The 19,497-nt window shown below is 40.1% G+C and carries 13 protein-coding genes; 8 read left to right on the top strand and 5 right to left on the bottom strand.

Features of this window, described 5'->3' with window-relative positions; all coding sequences use genetic code 11:
- Positions 1–30 precede the first annotated feature (30 nt).
- Entirely contained in the window at positions 31–900 is an 870-nt protein-coding gene (locus B9A52_RS10535; RefSeq protein WP_084120438.1) for an RraA family protein, read from the bottom strand.
- Between the two features lie 289 nt (positions 901–1,189).
- On the opposite strand from B9A52_RS10535, the gene B9A52_RS10530 reads away from it, so the two are divergent.
- The 4 genes from B9A52_RS10530 (at position 1,190) to B9A52_RS10515 (ending at position 7,458) form a co-directional block, all read left to right on the top strand.
- Complete coding sequence (locus tag B9A52_RS10530) at positions 1,190–2,542, top strand: Gfo/Idh/MocA family protein (protein WP_084123465.1); 1,353 nt, start codon at positions 1,190–1,192, stop codon at positions 2,540–2,542.
- Between the two features lie 38 nt (positions 2,543–2,580).
- Entirely contained in the window at positions 2,581–4,047 is a 1,467-nt protein-coding gene (locus B9A52_RS10525) for a sodium:solute symporter family protein (protein WP_084120437.1), read from the top strand.
- 2 nt (positions 4,048–4,049) lie between these two features.
- Complete coding sequence (locus B9A52_RS10520) at positions 4,050–5,927, top strand: 6-phosphogluconolactonase (protein WP_084120436.1); 1,878 nt, start codon at positions 4,050–4,052, stop codon at positions 5,925–5,927.
- Positions 5,928–6,060: 133 nt separating this feature from the next.
- A complete protein-coding gene (locus tag B9A52_RS10515; protein ID WP_084120435.1) occupies positions 6,061–7,458 on the top strand; it encodes a Fic family protein in 1,398 nt (465 codons plus the stop codon).
- A gap of 224 nt (positions 7,459–7,682) precedes the next feature.
- Here the strand turns inward: B9A52_RS10515 and B9A52_RS10510 are convergent, their stop codons facing one another.
- A complete protein-coding gene (locus tag B9A52_RS10510) occupies positions 7,683–8,705 on the bottom strand; it encodes a Gfo/Idh/MocA family protein (RefSeq protein WP_084120434.1) in 1,023 nt (340 codons plus the stop codon).
- A gap of 71 nt (positions 8,706–8,776) precedes the next feature.
- On the opposite strand from B9A52_RS10510, the gene B9A52_RS10505 reads away from it, so the two are divergent.
- Positions 8,777–9,154, top strand: coding sequence for a VOC family protein (locus tag B9A52_RS10505; protein ID WP_084123464.1), 378 nt, complete (start codon positions 8,777–8,779; stop codon positions 9,152–9,154).
- A 142-nt stretch (positions 9,155–9,296) separates the two neighbouring features.
- On the opposite strand, the gene B9A52_RS10500 is transcribed toward B9A52_RS10505, so the two are convergent.
- The 3 genes from B9A52_RS10500 to B9A52_RS10490 form a co-directional block, all read right to left on the bottom strand.
- Positions 9,297–12,698, bottom strand: a complete 3,402-nt coding sequence (locus tag B9A52_RS10500; protein ID WP_172805196.1) for a sensor histidine kinase — start codon at positions 12,696–12,698, stop codon at positions 9,297–9,299.
- A 65-nt stretch (positions 12,699–12,763) separates the two neighbouring features.
- Positions 12,764–14,128: an SdrD B-like domain-containing protein gene (locus B9A52_RS10495; protein WP_084120432.1), complete on the bottom strand. Its 1,365-nt coding sequence runs from the start codon at positions 14,126–14,128 to the stop codon at positions 12,764–12,766.
- A 462-nt stretch (positions 14,129–14,590) separates the two neighbouring features.
- Positions 14,591–15,877 carry an aminopeptidase P family protein gene (locus B9A52_RS10490; RefSeq protein WP_084120431.1) on the bottom strand — a complete coding sequence of 429 codons (1,287 nt, stop codon included), beginning with the start codon at positions 15,875–15,877 and terminating at the stop codon, positions 14,591–14,593.
- Positions 15,878–16,018: 141 nt separating this feature from the next.
- Between B9A52_RS10490 and B9A52_RS10485 the strand changes: the two genes are divergently transcribed.
- The 3 genes from B9A52_RS10485 to B9A52_RS10475 are packed head-to-tail and all read left to right on the top strand — an operon-like array spanning position 16,019 to position 19,478.
- Positions 16,019–17,248 carry a M16 family metallopeptidase gene (locus tag B9A52_RS10485; protein ID WP_084120430.1) on the top strand — a complete coding sequence of 410 codons (1,230 nt, stop codon included), beginning with the start codon at positions 16,019–16,021 and terminating at the stop codon, positions 17,246–17,248.
- A gap of 2 nt (positions 17,249–17,250) precedes the next feature.
- Positions 17,251–17,895: an O-methyltransferase gene (locus B9A52_RS10480; protein WP_084120429.1), complete on the top strand. Its 645-nt coding sequence runs from the start codon at positions 17,251–17,253 to the stop codon at positions 17,893–17,895.
- Positions 17,892–19,478: a LysM peptidoglycan-binding domain-containing protein gene (locus B9A52_RS10475; protein WP_084120428.1), complete on the top strand. Its 1,587-nt coding sequence runs from the start codon at positions 17,892–17,894 to the stop codon at positions 19,476–19,478. Before B9A52_RS10480 ends, B9A52_RS10475 begins: the two co-directional genes overlap by 4 nt.
- Positions 19,479–19,497: the final 19 nt, after the last annotated feature.

The following is a 19,497-nucleotide window of genomic DNA, read 5'->3' as shown; positions in this document are numbered from 1 at the left end:
GGAATTTGTGATTTCCTCATTTTAGCAACTCTATTTCTTATTGGGGTCAATTGGTAAACCCAGTCTTTTGAAAAATGCGGCTGGTTCCTCCAAAATGATCACTGTCTTATCCAGTTCCCTTCCTGTTTTTTCATAAAGCTCTTTTCTGCCTTTCATATCGTCTACCAATTCCATGTAGGCTATCTGACCAACCCTAACTGCTACTCTCCTAGGAACGACAACCACACCATCACCATCGGCCACGATTACATCACCGGGATAGACCAAACAGCCACCCACTACAACCGGTCTTTGGGCATCAATAAATTCATTCCGGCCAATCCTTTCTCCCCTGCCTCTCTCAAAATAATTCATATATACAGGATTCCGTTGCCTGATTACCTCATCTATATCTCTGACACCTCCCGCGGCTACTAAGCCTACTGCCCCTTTTTCCTGCCAATCCATGATATTTTTGGAACCTGTTGAGCCGGTATCATTGTCGTCCTTGTTATCCATCACGACAACAGTCCCTGGTTTGATGTATTGCTGAAATGGCTCGGAAGATAATTGAGAATACCACATGCCTCTCCATCTTCTATATTCCTCATAGTTCTCCGGTTTGGTCAAATCTGCACCGGGATGCATGGGCCTGTTGGTAGGTCCGTACCGAACCGTCACAGCAATCCCCGAAAACCGATGTGCCATGGTTTCCACATCTTTCCAAAGTGGAGCGATTTTTGGATCCATCACGCCCACATCCATATACCCAACCGTCACCAAGCCATCCACCACATCGGTAACACGGGCGCCCTTGTATAGTTCTATCAATACTTCGTCAGAAATATCATCTTGGGCAAAAAGATTGGTATGTACTGATATTACACCAATTAGTAAAAGAGGTAAGAATAGTTTTTTCATATAATCATGGGTTAATTGTTAATTTTTTTTAAATCTCATTTTGATACTCTTGACCCAATAACTGAGGATCATACTTCTTATTCAATTTTTTTTACTGTACCTAGGTGGAAAATTAAATTTTTTAAATCTTTTGAATGCTTCGTGAAAAAGTTGAAAACCCACCAAGCTATTCATGATTTCTACTGACCGTTTGAATAAAGAAAGCATATTTAAAGCAAATATCAAAAGAGGATTTTCTATCTTGGAATATCTGAACGATGTATGGTATCCACCCAATAACCTCCCTCCTATGAATAGCCCAAAAAACAATAGAAGAACATTTATTAAAAAAACCATAGCCGGAACAACCGCCCTGTCCATCGGAGGGATACTTCCCGGATTCAGCCCCAAAAGTTATGCAAAAATCTTGGGTGCAAATGAGCGGATCAAAGTGTCAGTCATGGGTGTGAACAGCCGAGGCAATGCCTTGGCCCAGAATTTTGCCATGCAGCCCAATGCCGAAGTACTGCATATTTGTGATGTTGATAGCATTGCGGCTGAAAAATGTATTACCGCGGTTACAAAAATCCAGGACAATCAACCAAAAGCCACTCCGGATTTCAGAAAAAGCCTTGAAGATAAAGATGTAGATGTATTAGTTGTTGCAGCACCAGACCATTGGCATGCACCGGCAGCAATCTTGGCCTGCAAGGCGGGTAAAGATGTTTATTTGGAAAAACCATCCAGTCATAATCCACATGAGGGAGAAATCTTGGTTCTGGCTGCCCAAAAATACAAAAGAGTCATTCAGATGGGCAACCAAAGGCGCTCTTGGCCCAATGTGGCTGCCGCGATCAAGGAAGTTCATGATGGAGTAATAGGGAGGGCTTATTACGCCAAAACATGGTACACCAACAACAGGGGACCTATCGGGATTGGAAAGAAAGTTCCTGTACCCGAGCACCTAGATTACGAGCTGTGGCAGGGACCTGCACCGAGGGAAGATTACCGGGACAATATCATCCACTATAACTGGCATTGGTTCTGGAATTGGGGTACCGGTGAAGCCCTCAATAATGGAACCCACATGGTAGATCTTGCCCGGTGGGGACTTGGTGTGGAATTCCCGACTAAGGCAACATCCTCGGGAGGAAGGTACCGATACCAAGATGACTGGGAAACTCCGGATACACAAATGATCAGTTTGGAGTTTGACAACAATTCTCTGATTACCTGGGAAGGAAGAAGCTGTAATGGTATCAACAATGAAGGTTCAAGCGTGGGGGTGATTTTTTATGGAGAAGAGGGGTCTGTCAATATCGGAGGAGGAAATGCTTATGCCATTTATGATCTGAAAAACAAATTGGTCAAAGAGGTGAAATATGAACGTACCGTGGATGCCAGAAATCTTTCTGACCCTACGCAGGAATTGGATGCCATTCATATCCAAAACATGTTTGATGCGATCAAAAAAGGAACACCATTGGCAGCAGAAATCAATGGAGGACAGACCAGCACCCTTTTGGTCCAATTGGGAAATATTGCGCAGCGATCAGGAGAGACCCTAAACATAGACGCAAAAAACGGCCATATTCTTAACAGTAAGGAAGCTTCAAAATATTGGAGCAGGGAATACCAACCGGGTTGGGAACCGACACTTTGAAAGTTCCCCCAATTCTCTCCCAATAGCCCAAAGTTACAATGAAGTTAACCGACTTAGACCTTATTATTATAGGACTGTTTTTCCTTTTGATGCTGGCCATCGGGATATATGCCTATTTCAAAAACAGTAGCGCTGAAGATTATTTTGTGGCAGGGGGCAATTTACCCTGGTGGCTTTCCGGGATTTCCCATCACGTATCCGGCTACAGTGGTGCTGTATTCGTGGCCTACGCTGCTTTGGCATATACCCATGGTGTATCTGTATATTTTTGGTGGGCTTTGACTATTGGTACAACTATTCTTGCCAGCGCCCGGGTTTTTCCGGTGTTATGGGTGAGGTTGAGGAAACAATTTCAGATTCAATCCCCCTTGGAATTCCTGGAAAAACGCTACAATCTCCTTACCCAACAGATTATGGCCTGGAGCGGGGTATTGTTGAAGTTGATTGATATCGGGGCCAAGTGGGCAGCAATTGCCATTTTATTGAATGTTTTTACAGGAATCAGTCTCCCTGTTGGCATACTGATATCAGGAGGGATTTCATTGCTATACATTACTTTCGGTGGACTTTGGGCGGTGGTAATCACAGATTTCACCCAATTTATTGTCCAACTGTTGGCAGGTATCGTGATGTTTGTGGCTGTATTGCAATACATGGACGGGTTTGAAAGTCTATATATCATTTGGGATCAGCTTCCTCCCGAAAACAGCCAACCTTTCAATGAACCGTACGGGGCAGGTTTTGCCCTAGCCTTTCTTTTTATCAATTTCCTGTCTTACAACGGGGGTCAATGGAATTTGGCTACAAGGTATATTTCATCACCTTCCGAAGATCAAGCCACCAAAGCGGCCAGGCTTTCCGGGATTTTGTACCTGATTTGGCCTTTGATTTTATTTTTCCCAATGTGGGCAGCACCGATTTTATTACCTGATTTGCTTGACCCAAGTCAATCTTATGGGGAATTGACCCTTTTGCTTTTACCTTCTGGGTTGGTAGGATTGGTCATCGCTTCCTTATTCGCCAATACCATGTCCATGACTTCCTCCGATATCAATACCATTGCAGCTGTGATTACTAGGGATATTTTGCCTACGTTTTCAAAAAAACTCGGTCGCGGCAAATCTTCATTGGCAATCGCCAGAATTACCACATTCATTTTCACCAGCATGACCATTCTTATTGCACTCCAATATGAATATTTTGGTGGAATTCTGGGCTTGATCATCTCCTGGTTTGGTGCATTGGTAGGACCGATTGCCATCCCGATGCTTTTTGGGTTGATTCCAGCATTCAGGTCCTGCGGGCCGATAGCAGCCATTGGATCTATATTTTCAGGTTTGTTGACTTTTATTTTGACCAAAAACATTGAAATCAGTAGTTTGGCTTTACAGGTCAGTTTACCTTTGATTGTGTCGGCCATAGTGTATGCAGGTATCGGATTGATTCAAATCAAAAGGGTTCCGGAAAATGTCAAATCGCTTCTAAAATCCATAAGTCAAGAATAAAAATGGAAGTAAATGTTTTCGATTCGAGGAAGGAAATGGGTGAGGCTGCAGCAAAAGTTGTGGCGTCAAAAATCCTTGAATTACTTTCCAAAAAAGAATCCATAAGGATGGTATTTGCGGCGGCACCTTCCCAAAATGAGTTTCTGGAATCACTGGTCAATATCAAGGACATCCCATGGAACAGGATCACTGCATTTCATATGGATGAGTATCTCGGACTGCCAAAAGATCATCCTGCCCTTTTTGCTAATTTTCTCAAAAGGAAAATATTTGATCAAGTACCTTTCAGGGAAATCCACTTTATTGATGGCAACAATGATCCTGAGTCAGAAGGTCTCCGATATGCTGCCCTTATAGAAGCATCCCCGATTGATATTGTCTGTATGGGGATTGGGGAAAACGGACATATTGCTTTTAACGACCCCCCTGTAGCCTTATTCAATGATCCTGCCATTGTAAAAAAAGTAACCCTTGATACAGCATGCCGACAGCAGCAGGTAAATGATGGCTGTTTTCCCAATTTGCAGAAAGTACCTAAACATGCGCTTACCCTAACTGTTCCCGCTCTGTTGAATGCAGATTTTATTTCCTGTGTTGTTCCGGGTAAAAACAAGAAGGAAGCATTGCAAAAAGCTCTTTACGGTTTCATTGGAACTCAATGCCCTGCTTCAATTTTAAGGATTCATGGGGATTGCCATTTGTTTACAGATAAAGATGCTTACAAAGAACAAATCTTCTTAGAAAAAGAAACCATTGGAAAAGACCTATTGAGCGGCTACTATACATTGTTCAATTCCGAAAACAAACTGATTGAAACCCGTGTCAAACCGACTCCAAATGAATCGGATTCGCATCTTTTTTTCGCTCCGGGTTTGGTGGACCTGCAGGTAAATGGGGTCAATGGGGTGGATTTCAACAATGAAAATCTTTCTGTGGAGGAAATATTAAAGGCTGCTCAATATCTCCTTAGCAAGGGAGTTACTGTATTTTTCCCAACACTGATCACCAATGAAAAGAATAATATCCTACGGATACTCAAAACTTTTCGTCAGGCCGTTTATCAACACCCTTTGATTGCATCCTGTGTGGCCGGAATTCATCTGGAAGGGCCTTTTATCTCCCCAAAAGATGGGGCAAGAGGGGCACACAATCTTAAATATATTCAGTCTCCAAACTGGGAATTGATTGAAGAATTTCAGGATGCTTCGGGAGGTTTGATAAAATTGATTACTCTGGCACCTGAATTAGAAGGGGCAATGGACTTAATCAAAAAATGTCAAGAATCAGGAATTAAGGTTGCGATTGGGCATAGCCTAGCGTTGTCTGGGGAAATCACTAAGGCTGCAGAAGCCGGCGCAAGTCTTTCCACCCATTTGGGCAATGCGGTTCCTTTGATGCTTCCCCGTCATCCCAATATCCTTTGGGATCAATTGGCTCATGATGGATTGTATGCCAGCCTGATTGCAGATGGTTTTCACTTGGGGGAATCTTTTCTGAAAGTGGTTTTGAAAACCAAAGGTGAAAAAGCTTTTTTGGTCAGTGACAGCACGATGTTTTGTGGCATGGAAGCGGGAGAATACGGCACTCATATCGGTGAACAAGTGATTCTGGAACCAAATGGGAAACTGGCATTAAAACATGGAAATGGCCTTTTGGCAGGAGCAAGTAAATGTTTATTGGAAGGAGTACAATATCTAATTGACAAGAAATTGAAATCCCTTTCAGATGCCTGGAAAATGGCATCCACCATTCCTGCTGCTTATATGGATTTGGATCAAAAAAATGATGTGGTTATTTTTTCTTTGGAAGAAGGGTGTCAGATTTATGTTCAAAAAATCTTCAAGGATGGCAAAGTTGTGTTTCAGCAAAATCTTAAATAAAAACCTCCTGATTCTTGAACTTTTTATAAATGCAGTAAATACTTTTTGTCGTGAATGTATAAAATATTGTCGTTTAAATTCTTTTTTCTAAATATTTGTCATAAATTTGTCGTGAATAATTAAATTTGCGACAATGGTTAATGTATCCACAAAACGAGATCTTCTGGTTATCAAAGGGATTATAGAGAGATTCCCTTATGGTGCTTCTATTGAGGATATCCTGCATGGTGATGGGGTGGACTTGGAGCTAAGGACTTTACAGCGTCGACTCAAGACATTAAAGGAGGAGGGAGAAATTTATACCTCTGGGGGATCAAAGTCCACCAAATACCATATTTCTCATGGGCTAAGTCTTGTCATGGAAAGAGAGCAGGAAAAGCTTATCCGTCCCAAGAAAGAGGGGATTTCAATTTCCAAAGAGGGGAAGGGAATTATAGCTTACCTGTCAAAACCACTTCTGGAACGAAAAAAGGTGGGTTACAATTTAAACCTTCTGAAATCTTACAGACCAAATTTTGATGCCTACCTGACTTATGATGAAATCCATAAACTGACTGTATTGGGTCAAACCAACAATAAAAATCAACCTGCCGGGACCCATGCCAGGGAAATCCTGAACAGGTTGTTGATTGACCTTTCTTGGAACTCAAGTAGGCTGGAAGGAAATACTTATTCTTTGTTGGATACCCAAAGGTTGATTGAATTGGGTGAGTCGGCTGAGGGCAAATCCCTGGAAGAGGCGCAAATGATCATCAATCACAAGGATGCGATTGAGTTTTTGATTCAATTGGGTGAGGAAATTGACTTCAACAAGTATATCCTTTTGAATCTTCATGCATTATTGGCTGATAACCTGATGCGTGACCCTAATTCAATCGGTAGGTTGAGGTCTATTCCTGTCGGTATTTATCAATCGGCTTATACTCCGCTGTCGATTCCACAATTGATAGCGGAGCTGTTTGATCTGATTTTAGAAAAAGCAAAAGCCATCGAGAATCCCTTTGAACAGGCATTCTTTATGATGGTACACCTTCCCTATTTGCAGCCTTTTGATGATGTCAATAAAAGGACTTCCCGATTGGCTGCCAATATTCCATTGTTCAAGCATAACCTTTCACCGATTTCTTTTGTGGAAGTTCCCAATGAACTTTACACGCAAGGGATTCTCGGGGTTTATGAGTTGAATCAAATGGATCTGTTGAAGGATATCTTTATGTGGGCTTATGAGAAATCTGCCGTTCGCTATGCAGCGATTCGACAGAATGTCAGTGAGCCGGATCCTTTCAGGACCAAATATAGGGATGAAATCAAAAATCTGATTACTGAGATCATCTCGGCAAATCTGAGTCCCAAAGAAGGTTCTGAATTGATCAAATCAAAAGCAGCAAAACTTCCGAAAGAAGATCGAGACAAGTTTGCGGAATTTGTGGAAGGTGAATTACTTGCCATCCACGAAGGGAGTTTTGCAAGGTTCAGGGTTTCTCTTTCTGAGTTTAAGATATGGAAGGAGAATTGGTCGAGGAAGGTTTAATCTTTCCTTGGCCTTTTTTTTAAATGAGATTTTGACCGAAATAAAAGGATAGAATATATACCATACCTAAAGGCACGGAAAGCGACTTTAACCATTTTTTTTCTACCCATATTAAGTCCCTAAAGGGACAAAAACGCTCACTTTAATCTCTCCCCCCTCTTTTATTAAAGGGCGGTATGAAATTCCATTTCAATGTTTATTTTCCAAGTTGAAAGTTTGGATAACTATCCTCTGTCCATTTTCACTATCTCCTCCAATTTGACACTTCTTCCGCCCAACCTCTTGCTTTCATCGGCTGCTTCCATAAAGGCAAGTATTTCTAAGGTTTCTTCTGGTTGTACTGGAACAATTCCGGTTTCAAAATATTTTACAATTTCCACTAAAAGGGGTTCATATCCTGCATAAGGTCCCAAGACTATATTTCCTGATTCGGTGAATGCCATTCCTCCATAATCATGTTTGCCGGATCGTGTTCCTCTGAATGTCCCTATCCGACCATCCTTCCATGTTCCGACTACGACATCGGTATCTTTGGTACTGACCCTTACTACAGATTCACAGCCTGTTCCCATCACCGTAAATAATGTCTCTACACCATGAATGCCATACCAGAACAAATCCGGATGTGTAGGTTCCAATTCTGCCGGACTAAAGGCGCTTGCCCCCACAACTGTTTTTTTATCGATTTTATCTATTCCGGTGATATACCTTAATGACGAGGAAGAAAAAACCGGAATCTTGAATTTTTCAGCTGCCTCAAAAATCGCTATCGCATCTTTCAAGGATGCTGTCATGGGTTTATCAATAAACATACGCTTTCCGGCTTTAAAAACCTCCATTGCCTGTTCCAAATGGAGTTTACCGTCATTGGTTTCCAATAAGACCACATCAACCCTATCCATAAGTTCAGCAATGGAACTCACTATTTCAATTCCCATTTTTTTGATCTCCTCCGTATAGCCGGGAATTCTATCCATACTTGATTTGATATCCCTGCTTCCATAAGGATAGGCCGCAACCACATGGTATCCCAAATAATCCTTGGAATCTTTATGCCCGTTCAGCACTTTGGTAAAGGCTATGCTATGGGAGGTGTCAAGCCCAATAATCCCGACTTTTTTTTCCTTAGGATCATTTATTTCATCAGAAGAAAATCCGAGCGAATTCCCAAAAATCCCTAAACCGATACCGGCAATTGAGGATGTTTTTAAAAATAATCTTCTTGAATTCAGGTTTCTACTTTTCATAAGGCTGTTATTTTGATATGGAAAATTTTGAACGAATTTATTTAAATTTATGGATTAAAACCCTAATCATTATGAGACATGTAAGCGTTGGCTGGTTCGAGATTCCGGTCGAAAATATGGAAAGAGCAATAGCTTTTTACGAAGCCGTGTTTGATTGTAAATTGGATCGTCATCAAATGGGACCCATCGACATGGCATGGTTTCCTTGGGATGAAAGCAAGCAGGGTGCGGGAGGAAGTCTTGTGAAAGCTGAAGGATACTACAAACCGAGCGCTGAGGGCACCAAAATATATTTTTCATCTGAAGATGTTAGTGTAGAGCTCAGTAAAATTGAGAAAGCCGGCGGGAAGATCATTCAATCCAAAACAGAAATTGCCCCGAACATTGGATTCATGGCTCTGTTTCATGATTGTGAAGGAAATGAAATCGCCCTTCATTCAAATAAATAAGACGAATAAGCCTCAGATGACTTTTGTTTAGGGCTAATTTTACCATGCCAATAAAGAAAAAATATCAGAGGAGGCTTGGGCCAATGATCTGGAGCGGTTATTTGAATTTAATTCTCAAAAAAAAATCCCATTTAATAGGAGGTTAGTAAACAGGAAGTAAAATAACAAACGAAGCACCTTCACCATTTTTCTTTTCCAAGAGCAAAGATCCATTATGTCCGTGGGTAATGATTTCATAGCTTAAGCTAAGACCGAGTCCTGTCCCTTCTCCTGTAGGTTTGGTAGTAAAAAAGGGCTCAAAAATTTTCTCTTGATTCTCACTTGGTACTCCCGGTCCATTATCTGAAATCCTGATTCCTACCTTATCCCCGGCCATAAAAGTGGAAACCGTAACCTCAGGTTCAAATCCTACTGGGTTGTTTTTGGTTTTTTCCCAAACCGCATCAAATGCATTTCCAATAATATTGATTAGAACCTGACCAATCTCTTGGCCCGATACTTTAACTTTCTTCAAGTTTGGCTGGAAATCTTTTTTAATTGTGGTAAAAAAACCGGGATTATTGGCGCCTTTACTGTTGTAGGTTAGATCGATGTATTTTTCGACAAGATTATTGATTTCAACTATTTCAAAAGTTGATTTCCCCAAACGCGTATGCTGCATCATTGACCTTACAATTGCATCTGCTCGTTTTCCATGATTCTCGATTAAACCTGCATTGATTTTTAGGTTTTCCATCAAATAGTCGATTTCAACCTGATTATTATCCCTCATGGCTTGGGTCAATTCATCGACTAATTCACTGGAAAGTGCGGCAAAATTGTTGACAAAATTGAGCGGGTTCTTTATTTCATGTGCGATACCTGTGGCAAGTCTTCCCAAAGAAGCCATTTTCTCTGCCTGTATGAGCTGGTTTTGGGCGGACTTGAGTTCCTGATAGGCTTTCTCCAATTCCTGTATTTTTTCCAGTTCTATTGCCTTTTTTTCGTTATCTGCCTTAAGTGCCTGGGCTTGCGCTTCTGAGGCCAATGACTTGGCTATTGCAGCTTCTGCTTGGAGTTCGGCTTCCCGTAATTTGGCAATTTCCCGTTCTTTTCTTAAGACCCGTTTCCTTTGGATTCTGTCTAAATAAAAAATAACCATACCGAAAATGAATAATACGATCAAAAATGCCCACCAACGGAGCCACCATATAGGCTTCACCCAAAAGGTATATGTCATGGGCTCCGAGGATTCCACGCCGCTGTCATTGATGGCCATCACCTCTAGTGTATATGATTTGGACCAAAAGAAAGCAGGCAAATTAGTATATCTCAGTCTCTTTTGGTTTGTTTCGGGAGACCAATCATCATCATAACCAACAAGTCTGGTTTTGTATTTTACCCCTGAAATATTTGAAAAACTAAGGGCGGAGTATTCAAATATTGCTTCATTACGGCCTTCGGTTCTGTATGATATCAAGGCGGAGGTTAGCACCACTACAGGTGGAACATTATTTTTTCTATCTAACCGTGGGTTATAAATTGATAGGCCATTGGAGGTTCCATAATAAACAAGTCCCTCATCATTTACTTTCACAGAACCATAAAGCCAAACCTCATTTGCAATCAATCCATCCTGTTTGGTCACTTGGTTGAGAACTTTCCCACTTTCCATATCAACTTCTGCAAGGCCGCTATTAGTACCTATCCAGAGATTTTGAGTATTAGGCGCCACTGCAAAACTAACCGCATTGTTGGCAGGCAATCCATTTTCTTTGGTGATATGATCCAAAATGGCACCTGCGTTTTGATCAAGTAGCAGTAGGCCTTCTTGAGTTCCAACCCACATTTTACCGTTTTTCCACAATAATTTTTCAATGTGATTTGTTGGAGCACCATTTTGGGTTGACCAGAACTGCTCAAAAAGTTTAGACTCATCTGCAAAATCAGCATCTTTAGAAAGAGATGCTAATGTTATTTTTTTAATACTTCTGTAAATTCCTTTATCCACAGTACCAACCCAAAGGTGTCCATTTCCATCAAAAGCTATCGATTTATTTAATACAGGAGGAAGCCCCGATTCAATTCCAAAGACATATATTTTCCCTGAGACAATTCCGACTATACTCCTTAATCCAGCAAACCAAATGGAGCTTATATCTTCTACCTCAGTGGACCCCTTAATGACCAATTTTTCAGAAGCAATAATGGGGGGACTGTTGGGGATAGTAAATAGGATTCCTGTTTTCCCATTTATAGTGATAGTTTTGAGTTCAACTGCATCTTTTAGAACCAGTTTCGGATCAAATACCAACCCATTCAACCCTTGGGTGGTGGCTATCCAAATCCTTCCTTCGAGATCCAATTCGAGACCATTTACCCAATCTCCTGTTAGACCATTTGCCTGGGTAATATAGGTGGAACTCCCGTCTTCGGAGATACAAGAGACACCCCCCTCGGTTCCAACCAAAACCCGAAAAGGGTAAGAACTGGCAGGAACCGTAAGTATAGAGTTTACTTTAGCAGAAGGTAAAATGGGCTTTTCTCCAGCTATAGAACGGGTGCTAAAATTTTCAAAAGCATTGAAATTAAACCTCAACTTTGAAATCCCTCCCGATTGGGCAATCCATACGTTTCCTTCCCTGTCTTTGCTTACATTAAAAACATTATCGCTCAATAACCCATTTGATCGGGTGAAAAGACCGATTATTTCCCCGGATTGATCATTGAATCTGATAATCCCATTGACTCCGCTTACTGCCCATACACTACCTTCAGTCACAGTTGCAAGACTGGCAATATTGGATTGCTTTAATTGAGCAATTTTTATAGGTTCGCTTAATTCACTTTGGAAAAGAAGGACTTCTCCATTTTGCCTATAAGCCCAAATTTTCCCTTTCTCATCTTCCAGAATGGAAGCAAAATTTTGATCTTCAGAGTTTTTGCCGGAAGAATAAATCAATTGGATTTTATTGCCTGATATTCGGACAAGTTGGCCTCCACCTATCCCCGCCAATATTCCTCCCTTTCCTGAAAAAACTGTGGTAATCTGCTGAGGCGTATTGCCTTTCTTTTCGATATTTAATGTATCTACTTCCAGATTTCTTTTTTCATTGATCAGGTATTTTAAAAACCCTTTCCCTACAGTACCGACCCAAACAATCCCACTGCTATCTACCGCTATTTGATTGAGATTGACGATTTCGGAGTAGAGGGATTTACCCTCATATTCTGAGGTAAAAGATAACCTCCGCCCGTTTTTATAGTTAGATACGGGCTCTTTTGATACCACCAACCCAGAATTGGATGTTACCCACAGATAGCCTAATTTATCTTCTACCACCTGCCAAACCCCAAGGTCTTTGACACCATCCTTTTGCCCATACAGATCCTTTTTGGTTCCATCATAACGAACCAAACCAGATGAATGAATTGCCATCCAAATGAATCCCTCACTGTCTTGAAAAACATTTGTAGCCATTGCTGACGGCAATGGATTCAATTCATTGTCAGGGGTATAATGAACAAAGGGCAGCTCTTGGGCTGCCACTTTGAAACTATACATGAATAAAAAAGAAATGGCTAGAGAAAAACGGAGATTCATCGAATGAATATAATCAATTACATTAATTAATTCCTGATTCCTCCGGTTCCATTAAATGCGCGAAGTGTATTTGTGGTGTCAACCAACCTTGAATTCATTGTTCTTGAACCTTTACCTGTGATATTTGATTTTCTGTCATTGGGGTTTTCTGAACAAATACCAAGCTCTTCACATCCGATGGCTTCAGAATGAATCAATAATGCTTGATTATAATTATCCCATAATATTAGATCTCCATTATTATCTTTAAGCGCTCCTCTTTGGCTGACTACGTTCAATTCAGCAGTAAGCAATTCTTTAAGGAACAATTCTATGTCAGACTTGCCTGTTGGTTCCAAAATTTCTAATGCTGTTTTGATTTTTCTGCTCCCAAATTGAAAAGGTTCATTCAACAAGAGTTTCTCAATTTGCTTGAGAAATTCTAAAATTTCAGCCTCAGTATAATCACCTTTTGATGTTCCACAATATTTTAACTGATCAACCCAAAAATCAGCACATTCAGCGGTTCCTTCTACAATTCCTTCTTCCAATTCACGAGTCATTTTTTCTGAATCTATTTCGAATCCAAAATTGATGCAGGACCCATCTGTCTCATCAGTACAAAAGTGCACGCTCGATGGGGTCGTTGATTTATAACTCAGGTTGAGCAATTCGTCTGTGGTTTCGACATTGTATTCACCTTCCAAAACTTGGAAAGAAAAAGAACCATCTTCAAGGGTCATTACTGATCCTAAAATTTTATTTGTTTTTTTGTCCCTCAAAAATATTTCAGTTTCAGGAATTCCTGATTCAGAGTTTTGTTTGATTCCGTCTGCATTGGCATCAATAAAAATGCTTCCACAAATATCTGTCACGCCTTCGCAAGGTCCCATTATTTTACATTTTTCTCTTTTGCCATTCCTGGTGATGCTGCTTTCGATAACCCCAAGAGGCACATCGCCAAGGAAAGTCATTGAAAAGCTCTTACTTTCATCTTTTCCGATTGTTAAACTCCAAGTGATCCCTTTTGAATCCAATTTAGAAGATTGGAGCGGTTCCCAAGAGGTAGGAATTCCGGCACATGAAGGTACCTGGAGAAAAAATTTCTCTAAATCAGAAGATTTTCCGATGCCGCTTACTTTATAGTGGAATGTGGTACTTGTGACTCCATCTATTTTTTCCACATTTCTTCCCACAAATTCCACATCATAGTTATTGATCCTAGCCTTTTCAAATTCTCCAAGCTGATCTGTGAAGTATCCTGGAAGTTCGGCTCTGAAATCCTCGACATTTACTTTTCTGAATTCCGCATCAATTTTTTCAGTAACCACCTCTTGATTAGTAAATTGACAGCTTGCCAAGAATAAAATTGAAATGAATAAAAGGAGCGATGAATTAAGGGATTTTTTCATAATTTATGTTTCGAATTGGTCAAAAATCAAGAATTTCAATTAAGTAGACTAAAAGAATGAGTATCTTTTTTTACTTAATTTATCAAATAATTACATCCAAATGTCTTAGTAAAAAACTCTCTAAGAAAACAATTAAAAGCTTATGAATAACACTTTTGTCAGGATGTAATTCAATTTTTTTGGGAAATTACATATTTTTTATGAAAAAATAGCAAAAACCCTAACCTAAATATTGTAAAAAGTACTTATCAAAAAATTTAATTTGCATTTAAAAATAAATCGTTGATTTATTACAATTTAAAAATTATAAAATTTAATTATTATAATAAATAACAAAATTTTTATAATAATTCTAAATAACTATAAAGTGCATAAATATTCTGTTTCCAATAACTTTTAGTAACAAAATATGAACTGATCAGATGGATCAGTTCCGATAAATACCCTGGTCGAAATTAAATCTCAGTTCATTAAATCCTCTATTTCTTCAGCGACTATGGGGATATTCCTCATCAGATCAAAATACCCTTCTTCCAAAATAACGATGTTATTTTCCAACCGAATCCCGAGGTTTTCCTTTGGTATATAAATCCCCGGCTCAACTGTAAAAACCATTCCCGGTGTGATGGGTTCATGCATAGTCCCTACATCATGGACATCCAAGCCCAAGTGGTGTGAGGTGCCGTGCATAAAATATTTTTTGTAGGCCGGCGTCTTGGGATCCTGATTTTTGATGTCAGTTTGGTCTATCAAGCCCAGTTCAAGCAATTCTGACTGCATCATCAAACCCACCTCTTTGTGATAATCCTGTATATTGATTCCTGGCCGTAAAATATTCATGGCGCCTCTTTTAACCCGCAATACGGCATTATATACTTCCCTTTGTCTTTTTGTAAACCTCCCATTAACTGGAATGGTCCTGGTCATATCTGCATTATAATTCCCATATTCTGCCCCGACATCCATAAGAATCAAATCCCCATCTTTACAGAGCTCCTTGTTTTCAATATAATGCAGCACGCAGGCATTGGCCCCACAGGCAATGATGGGTTCATAGGCAAAACCCCTACTGCGATTACGGATAAACTCATGGATATACTCGGCTTCGATCTCAAATTCAGTTACCCCAGGCTTAACAAAAGAAAGTATCCTTCTAAAGCCTTTTTCTGTAATATTACAGGCGATTTGCATCTGATCAATTTCTTCTTTTTCCTTTACAGCCCTTAATGCATGCATGATTGGCGCTACACGATGGTAGTGGTGCAGGGGATATCTTTCCTTACAGGATTTTATAAAACGGGCATCTCTGGTTTCCACCACCACAGCGGCACGAAGATGCTCATTGGTATTGAGAAAGACATTTTCGCTTAAGGCCATCAAAGTATTCAGGACACTTTCAAAATTGGAAACCCATTGGATATTCTGAACACCTGAAGTGGCCAAAGCTTCCTCTTTGGTATATTTATGGCCTTCCCAAATGGCAATATGCTCGTTGGTTTCACGCAAAAACAGCACTTCTCTCATATTAGGATCAGGAAAATCAGGGCATAAAACCAATACTGATTCCTCTTGGTCAATCCCGGTGAGGTAAAAAATATCATTATTCTGTCGGAAACGAACTGTTCCATCTGCGTTGGTTGGCAAAATATCATTGGAATGAAAAACTGCCAATGATTTTGGGAGAAGTCTTTCTTTTAATTTTTGACGGTTTTTGATATAAAAGTTCTGCGACAAAGGTGTGTATTTCATAATGAGTCCTGATATTTGGTATTTGAGAAGTATGAAAATAGCATAATAGATATTGAACCAAAAATACCATTTATCAATTGGGTAAAAAAACACATCAATAAGTCTTTTATTTTTGTACTTTGAGGCAAGGAAAAATCAAGCATGCAATATAATTTAAAGGAACTTCCCAATGGGATCCGAATAGTACATCAGGAAGTCACCCATACCCGAATGGTACATTGTGGTTTTGTACTCAATATTGGAAGTAGAGACGAATCCAAAGAACAGGAAGGACTGGCCCATTTCTGGGAACACATGGCCTTCAAAGGGACCAAAAAAAGAAAAGCCTATCACATTATCAACCGATTGGAATCCCTTGGCGGTGAGTTGAACGCCTACACCACCAAGGAAAAAATCTGTTTTTATTCAAGTACCCTGAAGGAACACTTCCCAAAAGCTGCCGAGCTTTTATGTGATATTACTTTCAACAGTACATTCCCAAAAAAACAGATCGACAAAGAGAGACAAGTCATATTGGAGGAAATGGCCATGTACCGTGATTCACCTGATGATTCTATTCAGGATGATTTTGATGAGATGATTTTTGAAGGACATGCTTTGGGTAGAAATATTCTGGGAAATGAACTTACAGTAGCCAACTTCAGTCAGGAGGACTTTTTTGAGTTTATTTCTTCCCGGCTTGATACCACGCAGATAGTCTTCTCAGTAATCGGAAATATATCTTTCAAAAAAGTGCTGCAGCAGGTTGAACCCTTTCTAACTGAAATCCCGATGAAAAGAAGTCTTTATATCAGGGGCAGTTTCACAAATTACCAACCAAAAATTAAATTTGTAGAAAAGGAAATAACGCAGGCGCATTGTGCCATAGGAAAACCTGCATTTTCCATGTATGATAGCAGAAGGTTTCAACTGTACCTACTCAATAATATCCTTGGTGGCCCAAGTATGAATTCCCGTTTAAATCTTTCCTTAAGGGAAAAACATGGCTATGTCTATAGTGTAGAATCCCATTATCAAGCTTATTCAGATACAGGTTTTGTAGGCGTATATTTTGGTACTGAACCGAAGACTGCAAACCGCGCTAAGAAAGTAGTGCTGAAAGAAATGGAAAAGTTGAGGCTTAAAAAATTGGGAACCATGCAACTTCATATGGCCAAAGAACAGGCCATTGGACAAATGGCGATGGCAGAAGAAAATTATGCGGCATTGATGTTGGTTTTTGGTAAAAACTTGCTGGATAAGGGAAAAATTGACTCCTTGGATACTATCTTTGGCATCATTAGGGAAACGACCGCAGAAGATTTGCTGGATATTGCCAATGAGGTCTATAGCCCTGACCAATTGAGTTACCTGAATTATATACCTGCCTGAAAATGGATTTTATCTCACCCGAACTATTAGCATATTGTGAAGACCACAGCAGTAGTGAAGATGAATTGCTCCGTCATATTACCCGGGAAACCCATGCAAAGGTATTGATGCCAAGGATGCTGTCCGGTCATTTACAGGGAAAGACCTTGGAATTGCTGGTTAAAATATTGAATCCCCAAGTAATCTTGGAAATCGGGACATTTACAGGTTATTCCGGAATCTGTATGGCTAGGGGACTACAGGAAAATGGCAGGCTTATCACTTTGGATATCAATGAAGAATTGGAAGATATGGTCAGGGAATTTTTTGAAAAGTCAGGATTGGCCTTCAAAATAGATTACCGAATCGGAAACGCCATGGATATCATTCCTTCCATTGATGAGAAATTTGACATGGTCTTTATTGATGCAGACAAGGCAAACTATATCAATTATTACAACCTTGTCGTTGAAAAAATGAATCAAGGTGGCATCATATTGGCAGACAATGTATTGTGGTCCGGAAAAGTGATTACCGAAGAAGGGAAAAAGATTGATAAAGACACTCAGATCATAATGGATTACAATAAAATGGTACAGAATGATCCCCGTGTTGAAAATGTACTTCTTCCTATCAGAGATGGATTAATGCTGGCAAGAAAACTATGAGCATGAATAATTTAAAAACCTTCAAAAGAAACTTACTGATTTGTTTTACTTTTTTGATGGGCCCCATGGCCATAGCCCAAATCCCACAAGTCCCCAATGAACTCCGTTTTGCAGATCTGACCATCAAAATCAATGAACAGGCGAGAAGAGAAATCCAAAGTGATGTGGATGCCCTTTACCGTAGCCCTACCTATTTCCAGGCAAAAGCCGAAAGGGTAAATCTTTATTTGCCCTTAGTGGAGCAGGAATTGAGAGATGCCGGAGTACCCACTGATTTCAAATATCTGGTCATACAGGAAAGCAGTTTGATCCCTGATGCAGTTTCCACCTCAAACGCGGTAGGGTTCTGGCAGTTCAAACAAGGAACTGCAGAAGAAGTAAATTTAAGAGTGGACAATCAAGTTGATGACAGAAAAAACATAGTAGCCTCCACCCAAGGTGCAGCAAGATATCTGAAAAAAAATAATGCCCAGTTTGACAATTGGATGTGTGCTTTGGTAGCCTATCAAATGGGATTGGGCGGAGCTAGAGGATATTTTGGCACCCAGTACAACGGAAAGAAAGTTGTCGAAATAGACAGAAATTCACATTGGTATTTCAAGAAATTCCTGGCCCACAAGGTAGCCTTCGAAGGTCCTACAGTGATGTTGGCAAGCAATTCAGGATATTTGGAAGAAATCCGGGTCCAAGGCCCTACAACCTTGAAAGCCCTTGCGCCAAGGCTGGGCGTTACAGAAGCCCATTTAAAAGAATACAACAAATGGACAGCCAAAGGCAATATACCCGATGACAGGCCTTACTCTATTGTATATTTGAGGGAAGGAACACCACAGGCAAGACCTGCAATTGCCCAAACCCAGCCTGTACCCCAACCTGCTTCAACAACTGTCAGTGTAGTCAGTAATACCGCTTATCCCAAAGTCACCGGCAACCAAACAAACGCTACCCAACCCAATCAGATCAAGGTCAACAACATTGATGGGATTAAAGCTGCCAATACCACAACGCAGGAAAAATTCACGGAACAGATCGGTATAAAAGAAAATAAATTCAGAAGGATCAATGATCTGGATAAAAATGAAAAGATAGAGGCCGGACAATATTATTATACCAAAGCAAAGAAAACCAGAGCGGAAGAAGAACAACATGTGGTTCTTCCAGGAGAAACACTTTGGTCTATTTCCCAAATGTACGGAATCAAATTATCAGCTTTAAAAGCAAAAAACAGGATCAATAATGATAATGACTTGAAAGCAGGAATGATGTTGAATTTGAGAGAACATCTCAAAAGGGGTGAAGAAATTCCTATCGTACCTGCTTCTGAGTTCAAAAAAGTAATCGCTTACAACAATCAGCAGACAACATCCTCTAGTTCACCAAGGGTTAATCCATCCCAACCTCAACAAAACCCAACCCCACCTTCTTCAAGTTCAAAAGCGATCATTCATACTGTGGTTCAAGGAGAAAATCTCTTTCGAATCAGCCAAAAATACGGGGTAACTGTGGATGACATCAAAAAATGGAACAGGTTACCTAACAACGATATAAAGATTGGCCAAAAGTTGACAATAAATAAACCCTGATCTTTATTTTTGAACTTTG

The sequence above is a fragment of the Aquiflexum balticum DSM 16537 genome (assembly GCF_900176595.1).
GTDB classification, from domain to species: domain Bacteria; phylum Bacteroidota; class Bacteroidia; order Cytophagales; family Cyclobacteriaceae; genus Aquiflexum; species Aquiflexum balticum.
This window is presented reverse-complemented; position numbering and strand designations above follow the sequence as displayed.